Genomic DNA, 11,218 nt, shown 5'->3' with positions numbered 1-11,218 from the left:
TCTGGCGTTGATTTTTGGCACGCTGTTGAGTTCTCAAGGAACGGACGCTTCCTTTGTACTCACCCTCTCGGGCTTTCCTCCGGGCTTTCGTTCTTGCGATCCAGACTCTATCAGAGTCTTTCTCGCTCGCTTTCCAGGTCCTTCGCTTTCGCGCTTTCCCTTTCCGGCGGTTCCGACTCTATCAGATCCTTTCGGGCCTGACTCCCAGTCAGCGGGATTTGCCTTTGGGGCTGTTGGGCCCTTCCGGCGAGTGAGACAGTAGCGGATTCCTTGCCCCCGAAGCCAATCGGCGGCTGCGTCCTGGAACGCGGATTCCTCATTCGCAAATACGCATGAAAACGAGACGACGGCGTGCGTCGTTCGTTCGAATGTGTAGTGCGGGATGGCTGTCCGGGGACCGACCGGGGTCGGCGCTCACTTCGGACAACTCGAAGAACCTTACGGACCGGGAACAGGTGTGTCAACCCCCGCCACGCCGTCGTGGCCATCTCCCCAAACACACGCCGTCCACACCCCCCGAGGGCTACGCTGCTTCCCATGACCACGCATGCACCCACGCTCAGCCTTCGTTGGTGGCCCGCCTGACGGCGGGCGACCTCCGACACGAGCACGCATGCGCTCACGGCCGCCGCTACACGGCGGCCGTTTCGTTTTCTCCCTCCTGGGAGTGACCCGGACGCCCGACGCGGCGACCCGACGGCTCACACCCACCCCGCAGGACACGAGGGAGAGACAGGACATGACGAGGATCTTCAGCGGGATCACCCCGTCCGGGCACCTGACGCTGGGCAACTACCTGGGGGCCCTGCGGCAGTGGGTCGCGGCCGAGCACTCGCCGAGGGACGCGCTGTTCTGCGTCGTCGACCTGCACGCCCTGACCGTGGAGCACGATCCGGCGCGGCTGCGGCGGCTCACCCGGCAGAACGCGACACTCTTCCTCGCCGCCGGGCTGGATCCACGCCGGTGCACCCTCTTCGTGCAGAGCCACGTCACCGAGCACACCCGGCTGTCCTACCTGCTGGAGTGCACCGCCACCGACGGGGAGCTCCGGCGGATGATCCAGTACCGGGAGAAGGCGGCGAAGGCGGAGGCCGCCGGCCAGGGCGTACGGCTGTCGTTGCTGACGTATCCCGTGCTGATGGCCGCCGACATCCTGGCCTACGCGGCCGACGAGGTGCCGGTCGGCGAGGACCAGCGCCAGCACGTGGAGCTGACCCGGGACCTGGCGGTGCGGTTCAACCAGCGGTACGGGCACACCTTCACCGTGCCCAAGGCGACGCTCCCCGCCGTGGGCGCGCGGGTCATGGACCTCCAGGACCCGACATCGAAGATGGGGAAGTCCAGCCGGAACACGGCGGGGATCGTCTACCTGCTGGACGAGCCGGCCGTCATCACCAAGAAGGTGATGCGCGCCGTCACGGACAGCGGCGAGGACGGGGTGGCCTACGACCGGGCGGCGCGGCCGGGGGTGGCGAACCTGCTGGACGTGCTGGCCGCGTGTACGGGTGGAGAGCCGGAGAAGCTGGCCGGGGAGTACGACCGGTACGGGCCGCTGAAGCGGGACGTCGCCGAGGCCGTGGTGGAGCTGCTGCGGCCGCTGCGGGAGCGGCACTCCGTGCTGGCGGCCGATCCGGGCGAGGTGGAGCGGGTGCTGCGGGAGGGCGCCGAGCGGGCGCGGGGCATCGCGCGGCCGGTGGTGGACCGGGCGTATGAAGCCATCGGGCTGCTGGCTCCGTGAAAGGGGAGGGAGTGGCCCCTGGGTCTGATGGGGCAGGGGCCACTCCTCCGCGTCAGCTGTTGCCGGTGGCGAGTTCACGGCTGCGGTCGCGGGCGGCTTCGAGGGCGGCGATGAGGGCGGCCCGTACGCCGTGCTTCTCCAGTTCGACGATGGCGTTGATCGTCGTGCCCGCCGGGGAGGTGACGGCCTCGCGGAGCTTGACCGGGTGTTCGCCGCTGTCGCGGAGCATCACGGCGGCGCCGATGGCGGCCTGGACGATGAGGTCGTGGGCCTGGGCGCGGGGCAGGCCCAGCAGGATGCCCGCGTCGGTCATCGCCTCGACGAGGAAGTAGAAGTAGGCGGGGCCGGAGCCGGAGAGGGCGGTGGCCGCGTCCTGCTGGGACTCGGGGACGCGCAGGGTCTTGCCGACGCCGCCGAAGATCTCCTCGGCGTGGGCGAGGTGCGCGGCGGTGGCGTGGCTGCCGGCCGAGATGACGGACATGGCCTCGTCGACGAGGGCGGGGGTGTTCGTCATGACGCGGACGACAGGGGTGCCGGGGGCCAGCCGCTCCTCGAAGAAGGCGGTGGGGATGCCGGCCGCCCCGCTGATGACGAGGCGGTCGGCGGGGACGTGCGGGGCGAGCTCTTCGAGGAGCTTGCCCATGTCCTGCGGCTTGACGGTGAGGATGAGGGTGTCGGCGCGCTTGGCGGCTTCGGCGTTGCCGACGGCCTCGACGCCGTAGCGGGTGTGCAGCTCGGCGGCGCGCTCGGGGCGGCGGGCGGTGACGAGGAGCTTGGCCGCCGGCCAGCCGCCGCGGATCATCCCGCTGAGCAGGGCCTCGCCGATCTTGCCGGTACCGAGGACTGCGACTGTCTGGGTCATGCCCGATTCACCTCGCCGAACGAACGTGGGGACGTACGGGCTCATCCTCGCACCCGGCCGCGGGAGGGGGCGGGGGTGTCCGCTCCGTGGTCAGGGCGTGCGGCGGCGGAGGGTGGCGGCGCCGAGGGCGAGGACGAGCAGGGCGCAGGCGGCGACGACGACGGCGTCGCGGACGAAGTCGGCGGTCATGTCGGTGTGGGTGAGGACCTGGGTCATGCCGTCGACGGCGTACGACATGGGCAGGACGTCGGAGATGCCTTCGAGGACGGGCTGCATGGTGGTGCGCGGCGCGAAGAGTCCGCACAGGAGCAGCTGCGGGAAGATCACGGCCGGCATGAACTGGACGGCCTGGAACTCGGACGCGGCGAAGGCGGAGACGAAGAGGCCGAGGGCGGTGCCGAGGAGGGCATCGAGCAGGGCGACGAGGAGCAGGAGCCAGGCGGAGCCGGTGACGTCGAGGCCGAGGAGCCAGAGGGCGAGGCCGGTGGCGAGGAGGGACTGGACGACGGCGACGGCGCCGAACGCGAGGGCGTAGCCGGCGATGAGGTCGGCCTTGCCCAGCGGCATGGCGAGGAGGCGTTCGAGGGTGCCGGAGGTGCGCTCGCGCAGGGTGGCGATGGAGGTCACGAGGAACATCGTGATGAGGGGGAAGATCCCGAGGAGGGACGCTCCGGTGCTGTCGAAGGTGGCCGGGCTGCCGTCGAAGACGTAGCGGAGCAGGGTCAGCATCAGAACCGGGACCAGCAGCATCAGGGCGATGGAGCGCGGGTCGTGGCGCAGCTGACGCAGGACGCGGGCGGCGGTGGCGAGGGTGCGGGCGCCGTTCATCGCGGGGTCTCCGTTTCGAGGGTGCCGGCGTGGGCGTTGGCCTCGTCGACGAGGCGGAGGAAGCCTTCCTCGACGGTGGCGCCGCCGGTGCGGGTGCGGAGGGCTTCGGGGGTGTCCTGGGCGAGGAGGCGGCCTTCGCGCATGAGGAGCAGGTCGTGGCAGCGCTCGGCCTCGTCCATGACGTGGGAGGAGACGAGGATCGTGACGCCGCGGGCGGCGGTGAGCTCGTGGAAGAGGTTCCAGAGGTCGCGGCGCAGGACGGGGTCGAGGCCGACGGTGGGTTCGTCGAGGACGAGCAGCTCGGGGGTGCCGAGGAGGGCGACGGCGAGGGAGACGCGGCTGCGCTGGCCGCCGGAGAGGTTGCCGGCGAGGGCGGTGGCGCGGCTGGTGAGGTCGACGTCGGCGATGGCCCGTTCGACGGCGGCGCGGCGGCGGTCGGCGGCGGCGCGGCCCGGGGCGAGGACGGCGGCGAAGTAGTCGAGGTTCTGGCGGACGGTGAGGTCGTCGTAGACGGAGGGGGCCTGGGTGACGTAGCCGACGCGGGAGCGGAGTTCGGGGTGGCCGGCGGGGCGGCCGAGGACGTCGAGGGTGCCGGTGACGTGGGCCTGGGTGCCGACGACGGTGCGCATGAGGGTGGACTTGCCGCAGCCGGAGGGGCCGAGGAGGCCGGTGATGCGGCCGCGGGGGACGTCGAAGGCGAGGGCGTCGAGGACGGTGCGGGGGGTGCGGCCGGTGCCGCGGCGGACGGTGAGGCCGTGGGCGTGGACGGCGGGTCCGTGGGGTGCCGGGGGCTCCTCGGGCGGTTTATTCATCATGCGATGAATAATGCTCCTGGCTGTGCCGGGGCGTCAACCGGCCGGGCGGCCGGCACCGGGGTTTCAGGGTGCGCGGGGCTACTTCTTGCGCTTGGGGCGGCGCGCGGCCGGGTTCCCCGTGCGGGCGCTGCGGCGGCGGGCGTACTCGGCGCGGGCCTGCTCGTACTCGGTCCGGTGGAGCTTCTCGCCGGGGGCCTCGGTCAGGCTGCGCAGGAAGTACGCGATGAGGGAGCCGATGAAACCGATCGCCTTGAGGCCCTTGAGGGCCGCTTCGTCGGAGGACGGGCGGGCCCGGCGGCTGAAGGACTCCCAGGTCTTGGCGAAGGCGATGGAACTGGCGATGGCGAAGAGCACCACGACGGAGATGCTGAGGAAGGGACCGACGTTGCCGATCTCCAGCCCCTGGTAGGCCAGCCGCAGCAGGTAGGCGCCGACGACGGCGGCGAGCAGCGACCCCGCGGCGACGCCGGCGCGGCGCAGCGCGTAGCCGCCGTCGTGGTCCACCCAGGTGGTCCCGAAGAACCGGATCGCCTCGGGCTGCGGCCCGGCGGCCGGCTCGGCCGGCGCGGCGGGGGCGCTCTGGTCTCGCTGCTCTTCGCTCACACCGCGATTATCCCCCGGCCAAGACGGCCGGCCGGGGGTGTCTCACCTGGCAGAACGGTGAACGGCTCAGCCGCAGTGAGGGGCGACGTAGCCGTCGGAGCCGGTGTGGACGTAGGCGTCGGAGACGAAGCGGCCGTTGCCGACGCAGTCCCAGAGGTCCGTCGTCCCGTACGGGCCCGAGACGGTCGTGCCGGAACACTGGCAGCGGATGGTCACGGAACCGCCGACCGGGATGGAGTCGATGATCGCGTAGTTGGTGCCCGGCCCGCTGCGCACGTTGACCCGGTAGCCGGGTGCGGTCGGAAAGGTCGGGCCCGCGTCGCCCGAAAGGCTCTGGACTTGGCTTGATTCGTTCTCAACGGACATGTGAAGTCTCCCCCCATGGGTGTTGCACCGCGCAACGCGCGCAGGGTAGCAAGCCCTTGGATGTTGCCATGGGCCATCGACTAGGCTCCGTCGGGGGTGGTGAGCTGTGCAGTCGCGGCGCGCGGGCTACGCCGGGTTTCCGGAGTACGCCGGGCAGTACCGGCTCGAATCCGTGCTCGGCTCCGGCGGCATGGGCGTCGTCCATCTGGCCACCTCCAGTTCGGGGCTGAAACTCGCCGTCAAGGTCGTCCACGCGCAGCACGCCGTGGACCCGGAGTTCAGGGCGCGGTTCCGGCAGGAGGTCGCGGCCGCGCGACGGGTGAGCGGGGCCTTCACCGCTCCCGTCGTCGACGCCGATCCGGATGCCGAGCGGCCGTGGATGGCCACCCTGTTCATCGACGCCCCGACCCTGTCCGAGCGGGTACGGGAGCGCGTGCTCGACGCCGGTGAGCTGACCCGGCTCGCGGCCGGGCTGGCGGAGGCGCTGCGGGACATCCACCGGGCCGGGGTGGTGCACCGGGACCTGAAGCCGAGCAACGTGCTGATGGCGCCGGACGGGGTGCGGGTCATCGACTTCGGCATCTCGCGGCCGGCCGACAGCGACCTGCGGACCGAGACCGGCAAGCTGATCGGGACCCCGCCGTACATGGCGCCGGAGCAGTTCCAGCGGCCGCGCGAGGTGGGGACGGCCGCGGACGTGTTCGCGCTGGGTGCGGTGCTGGTGCACGCGGCGACCGGGCACGGGCCCTTCGACTCCGACAGCCATTACCTCGTGGCGTACCAAGTCGTGCACAGCGAGCCGGACCTGACGGGGCTGCCGGCCCGGCTCGTGCCGATCGTGGCGCGGTGCCTGTCGAAGGACCCGGACGAGCGGCCGACCGCGGAGGCGCTGATCGCGGAGATGCGCGCCGTGGCGTACCCGACGGGCGAGGACACGCAGGCGTTCATACCGCAGCCCCGGCGACCGGTTGCGGACGAGGAGCCGACCCACCAGCGGCGGGCGGACGCGCCGCCGGACGCGCCGCCGGACGCGTCGTCCCCGGAGCGTCCGCGCCGCCGTGGGCGTCGGCTACTGGCGGCCGGGCTCGGTGCCCTGCTCACGGCGGGGGCGGTCGGCGGGTACCTGTGGTGGGCCGCCGGCGCGGACGGGCCCGGCCGGCCCGCCGCCCACGCGTCGGCGAAACCGGACACGGCGTTCACCCCGTGGTCGGTCTCACCGGGCACGCCCCCGCTGTCCTGCTCGGCGGCGGGCGGCGGCCTGTTCTGCTCGGGGCCGGGGCTGGCGGCCGCCCGGCTCGGCCTGGCCGACGGTTCGACGGCCTGGACCGTACGCGCGAACAGGCCCTCCTACGGCGTGTCCAGCAGCACCGCCCCGTCGTACGCGGCCGGAGCGGTCGTGGTGGTGGCACCCGGCAGCCAACTCCTCCAGGCGCTGGACCCGGGCACGGGCGCCGAGCGCTGGCAGCGGAAGCTGTCGGGCGGTACGCGGGTGGTGACGGCGGGCCCGTACGTGGTCATGGTGGCCGCGGACGGCACGGTCACCGCCCTCGACGGAGCCGGCGGGACCCAGAAGTGGAGCCGCCACATCGCCGGCGCAGGGTCGGCGTGGTGGGGCGGGGCCGGAGCGGCGGGGGCACCGGTGCTCTACACCGTGACGGCCGACGCCGACGGCGCTGCGACGCAGCTCACCGAGATCGATCCGGTCACCGGTGCCGCGCGCTGGCAGACCCGGATCGCCGGAGAGCTGCGGCTGATCGGCGTCGCCCGCGGGGCGCTGTACCTGCTCGACAACGCCTCCGCCGGCGTCAGAACGGTCGGGATCGTACGGGTGGACGCGGTCACCCACGCCGTACGCCGGGTACAGCTGTCGGCCCAGCTGTACGAGGTGGACGCGACGGTGGGCCCCGACGGGACGGTGTACGCCTTCGGCACGCGGGGCGGTCTCGTGGCGATCGGCGGGGAGCGGGAGCTGTGGCGGCTGGAGACGGGCGCGGCGTACGCCTCCCCGCCGGTGTTCGCGGACGGACGGCTCTACCTGACCGCCTCGGACGGCCGCCTCCTGGCCGTCGACGCCGGCGCGGGCAAGCTCATCGGCCAGTCGAAGCCGCACATGGCCGCCACCCAGGGCGCCGTCAGCGCCGGCCTCCCCGCCCCGGTCGTCGCCGACGGCCGTGTCTACGCCTCCGCGCCCGACGGCACGGTCTTCGCCCTGGACGCGAAGAACCCCGCCGGGTGGTGAGCCACACCGGCGGGGTCCGTCCTGCTGTGTGACTAGCCCAGCTTCGAGACGTCGCGGACCGCGCCCTTGTCGGCGCTGGTGGCCATCGCCGCGTACGCGCGCAGCGCCGCCGAGACGGTGCGGACGCGGGTCTTCGGGGCGTAGACGCCGCCTAGGGCCGCGTGGCGGGCGGCCAGCGTGGCCTCGTCCACCAGGAGTTCGATCGAGCGGTTCGGGATGTCGATCCGGATCCGGTCGCCGTCCTCGACGACCGCGATGTCGCCGCCCGACGCCGCCTCCGGGGAGGCGTGGCCGATGGACAGGCCCGAGGTGCCGCCGGAGAAGCGGCCGTCCGTCACCAGCGCGCACACCTTGCCGAGGCCGCGGCCCTTGAGGAAGGACGTCGGGTAGAGCATCTCCTGCATGCCGGGGCCGCCGCGCGGGCCCTCGTAGCGGATGACGACGACGTCACCGGGCTGGATCTCCTTGCGGAGGATCTTGTCGACGGCCTCGTCCTGCGACTCGCAGACGACCGCCGGGCCCTCGAAGGTCCAGATCGACTCGTCGACGCCGGCGGTCTTCACCACGCAGCCGTCGGCGGCGATGTTGCCGCGCAGGACGGCGAGGCCGCCGTCCTTGGAGTACGCGTGCTGCACGGAGCGGATGCAGCCGCCCTCGGCGTCGAGGTCGAGGGTCTCCCAGCGCTCGGACTGGGAGAAGGCGGTGGCGGAGCGCTTGCAGCCGGGGGCCGCGTGCCACAGCTCCATGGCCTCCTCGGACGCCGTGCCGGAGCGGGCGTCCCACTGCGCGAGCCAGTCCTCCAGGCCCTTGGAGTGGACGGTGGTGACGTCCTTGTTGAGGAGCCCGCCGCGGTGCAGCTCGCCCAGGATGGCGGGGATGCCGCCGGCGCGGTGCACGTCCTCCATGTAGTACGTGCCGCCGGGGGCGACGTTCGGGGCGACCTTGGCCAGGCAGGGGACGCGGCGCGAGACGGCGTCGATGTCCTTGAGGTCGTAGTCCAGGCCCGCCTCCTGCGCGGCGGCCAGCAGGTGCAGGATCGTGTTGGTCGAGCCGCCCATGGCGATGTCCAGGGCCATGGCGTTCTCGAAGGCCTCGCGGGTGGCGATGTTGCGCGGCAGGACGGACTCGTCGCCGTCCTCGTAGTAGCGCTTGGTGATCTCCACGACCGTGCGGCCGGCGTTCTCGTACAGGGCGCGGCGGGCGGTGTGCGTGGCGAGGACGGAGCCGTTGCCGGGGAGGGCCAGGCCGATGGCCTCGGCGAGGCAGTTCATCGAGTTGGCGGTGAACATACCGGAACACGAGCCGCAGGTCGGACAGGCGTTCTCCTCGATGCGCAGGATGTCCGCGTCCGAGACGTTCTCGTTGGAGGCGTCCACCATGGCGTCGATCAGGTCGAGCTTGCGGACGGTGCCGTCGACGAGGGTGGCCTGGCCGGCCTCCATCGGGCCGCCGGAGACGAACACGACGGGGATGTTGAGGCGCATCGCGGCCATCAGCATGCCCGGGGTGATCTTGTCGCAGTTGGAGATGCAGATCAGCGCGTCCGCGCAGTGCGCCTCGACCATGTACTCGACGCTGTCCGCGATGAGGTCGCGGGAGGGCAGGGAGTACAGCATGCCCGCGTGGCCCATGGCGATGCCGTCGTCGACGGCGATCGTGTTGAACTCGCGCGGGATGGCGCCGGCGGCGCGGATGGCGTCGGAGACGATCCGGCCGACCGGGGCCAGGTGGGTGTGGCCTGGGACGAACTCGGTGAAGGAGTTGGCGACCGCGATGATCGGCTTGCCGATGTCCTCGCTCGCTACGCCCGACGCGCGCATCAGCGCACGAGCGCCTGCCATGTTGCGGCCGTGGGTGACGGTGCGGGACCTCAGCTCGGGCATGCGGTTTCACTCCCCATGAGTGCGGCTGTCCGTACGGTCGGCCGCGACTGCGGATATGGCTCGGTTACGAGGCTACGCCCAACGCCCGCGATCCGGACAGCCGGTCCGGATGCCGGGACGGCCGGGTCGCTCCTCGGTCACCGGGCCCCTCACGCCTCGGTGAGGTAGCGCTGGAGGGTCGGGGCCACCAGCGCCACGATCGCCTCCGGGTCCGCGGACGCGAGGGGCTCGATCTGCACCACGTACCGCACGAACGCGATCCCGATCAGGTGCGAGGCCGCCAGCTCGGCCCGGAAGGTCGGCTCCGGGACGTCCAGGTCGGCGGCGACCCGCTCCAGGACCCGCCGCAGGATCAGGCCCCGCAGCACCTTCGCGGCCGCCTCGTGGGTGAGCGCGGAGCGGATCACGGCGAGCAGCGGGGCGCGCGTCGCCGGGTTCTCCCACACCCCCAGGAAGGAGCGGGCCAGCCGCTCCCCGATGCCGTCCGGGCCCTCGCCGACGACGGCCGGGACCACCAGGGCGGGCTCCATGGTGACCTCGATGGCGGCGGCGAACAGGTCGTCCTTGCTGCCGAAGTAGTGGTGCACCAGCGCCGGGTCCACCCCGGCCACCTTCGCGACGCCGCGCACGGACGTCTTGTCGTACCCGCGCTCCGCGAACACCTCGCGGGCGGCGAGGCGGATCCGCTCCTGCGTGCCCGGGCCCTCCTCGGCCTCGTCCTGCCGGGGCCGCCCGGGGCCGCGCCGCCGCCGGACCGGCTCGGCGCCGCTCACCGGGACCCGACCGCCAGGTGCCGGCGGGTGAAGGCCAGCGCCTCGGCGAGATCGGCCTCACGCTCGGCGGAGGACATGGCGCGCCGCGTGTTGACCTCGATGACGACGTGCCCGTCGAAGCCGCCGCGGGCCAGGCCGTGCAGCAGCTCGGCGCAGGGCTGCGTACCGCGCCCGGGGACGAGGTGCTCGTCCTTGGCGGAGCCGTTGCCGTCGGCGAGGTGGACGTGGGCGAGGCGGTCGCCCATCCGGTCGATCATGGCGGAGGCGTCGGTGCGGGCGGTGGCGGTGTGCGACAGGTCGACGGTGAAGTGCCGGTAGTCGTCCTTGGTCACGTCCCACTCGGGCGCGTACGCGAGCATCTCGCGGTCGCGGTAGCGCCAGGGGTACATGTTCTCCACGGCGAACCGCACGTCGGTCTCGTCCGCCATCCGCCAGATCCCGCTGACGAAGTCCCGCGCGTACTGGCGCTGCCAGCGGAACGGCGGGTGCACGACGACGGTGGACGCCCCCAGCTTCTCGGCCGCGGTCTGGGCCCGCTGGAGCTTGGTCCAGGGGTCGGTGGACCACACGCGCTGGGTGATCAGCAGGCAGGGCGCGTGCACGGCGAGGATCGGCACCTGGTGGTGGTCCGCGAGCCGGCGCAGGGCCTCGATGTCCTGACTGACCGGGTCCGTCCAGACCATGACCTCGACCCCGTCGTACCCGAGGCGGGCGGCGATCTCGAAGGCCGTCGCCGTGGACTCCGGGTAGACGGAGGCGGTGGACAGGGCGACTTTCGGGGCACTGCTGCTCGGATTACGGACCACGGAGCCAGGTTACGGTCCCCCCGCCCGCACCCCGGCACACGAACCGACTCTCGTCATACTTTTCACATCGCCGCCGAGTCGGCCCGGTCCACGGGGCACCACGCACAGCGGTACGAGCGGGATCGGAGTCTCGGCGGGGCGGTCTCAGGGAGGGGTTGGGGCTTTCCCGTCAGTCTCACCGTCCTTCCGTGTCGGGCCGGCCTGTCAAGGGCGCTCCTTCGTCGCGTCGCTGCGCGATGGCCTTCGGCCACCCTTGACAGACCGTCCCGCCACGGAAAAACGAAGACTGCCGGGAAACCCCCAAA

Annotated in this window: 10 protein-coding genes; 2 read left to right on the top strand and 8 right to left on the bottom strand. The window is 72.4% G+C overall.

All coding sequences use genetic code 11. The features are described 5' to 3' along the window. The first annotated feature begins 739 nt into the window (after positions 1-739). Entirely contained in the window at positions 740-1,738 is a 999-nt protein-coding gene (gene trpS / locus ACZ5NJ_RS36330; RefSeq protein WP_468770849.1) for a tryptophan--tRNA ligase, read from the top strand. Between the two features lie 52 nt (positions 1,739-1,790). On the opposite strand, the gene proC is transcribed toward trpS, so the two are convergent. The 5 genes from proC to ACZ5NJ_RS36305 all read right to left on the bottom strand — a co-directional run bounded on the left by proC (position 1,791) and on the right by ACZ5NJ_RS36305 (position 5,212). Next, the gene (gene proC / locus ACZ5NJ_RS36325; RefSeq protein ID WP_468770847.1) at positions 1,791-2,600 is read right to left on the bottom strand and encodes a pyrroline-5-carboxylate reductase; all 810 of its coding nucleotides are present in this window, start codon (positions 2,598-2,600) and stop codon (positions 1,791-1,793) included. Positions 2,601-2,690: 90 nt separating this feature from the next. Next, positions 2,691-3,428, bottom strand: a complete 738-nt coding sequence (locus ACZ5NJ_RS36320) for an ABC transporter permease (protein ID WP_468770846.1) — start codon at positions 3,426-3,428, stop codon at positions 2,691-2,693. Next, positions 3,425-4,243: an ABC transporter ATP-binding protein gene (locus ACZ5NJ_RS36315; protein WP_468770844.1), complete on the bottom strand. Its 819-nt coding sequence runs from the start codon at positions 4,241-4,243 to the stop codon at positions 3,425-3,427. The genes ACZ5NJ_RS36320 and ACZ5NJ_RS36315 overlap by 4 nt, the downstream gene beginning before the upstream one ends. A gap of 78 nt (positions 4,244-4,321) precedes the next feature. Then, positions 4,322-4,846 (bottom strand): hypothetical protein, encoded by a 525-nt coding sequence (locus ACZ5NJ_RS36310; RefSeq protein WP_468770843.1) that lies wholly within the window; start codon positions 4,844-4,846, stop codon positions 4,322-4,324. A gap of 66 nt (positions 4,847-4,912) precedes the next feature. Then, positions 4,913-5,212, bottom strand: a complete 300-nt coding sequence (locus tag ACZ5NJ_RS36305; protein ID WP_468770841.1) for a peptidase — start codon at positions 5,210-5,212, stop codon at positions 4,913-4,915. A gap of 106 nt (positions 5,213-5,318) precedes the next feature. On the opposite strand from ACZ5NJ_RS36305, the gene ACZ5NJ_RS36300 reads away from it, so the two are divergent. Next, positions 5,319-7,451, top strand: coding sequence for a protein kinase domain-containing protein (locus tag ACZ5NJ_RS36300; protein WP_468770840.1), 2,133 nt, complete (start codon positions 5,319-5,321; stop codon positions 7,449-7,451). 32 nt (positions 7,452-7,483) lie between these two features. Here ACZ5NJ_RS36300 and ilvD read toward each other — a convergent pair whose 3' ends face one another. The 3 genes from ilvD to ACZ5NJ_RS36285 form a co-directional block, all read right to left on the bottom strand. Beyond that, on the bottom strand, positions 7,484-9,334 hold the full coding sequence (gene ilvD / locus ACZ5NJ_RS36295; protein WP_468770838.1) for a dihydroxy-acid dehydratase: 1,851 nt from the start codon (positions 9,332-9,334) through the stop codon (positions 7,484-7,486). Positions 9,335-9,483: 149 nt separating this feature from the next. Next, positions 9,484-10,107 (bottom strand): TetR/AcrR family transcriptional regulator, encoded by a 624-nt coding sequence (locus ACZ5NJ_RS36290; protein ID WP_468770836.1) that lies wholly within the window; start codon positions 10,105-10,107, stop codon positions 9,484-9,486. After that, a complete protein-coding gene (locus ACZ5NJ_RS36285) occupies positions 10,104-10,913 on the bottom strand; it encodes a sugar phosphate isomerase/epimerase family protein (protein WP_468770834.1) in 810 nt (269 codons plus the stop codon). The genes ACZ5NJ_RS36290 and ACZ5NJ_RS36285 overlap by 4 nt, the downstream gene beginning before the upstream one ends. Positions 10,914-11,218: the final 305 nt, after the last annotated feature.

The organism is Streptomyces sp. NPDC032091 (assembly GCF_055580265.1).
This window is presented reverse-complemented; position numbering and strand designations above follow the sequence as displayed.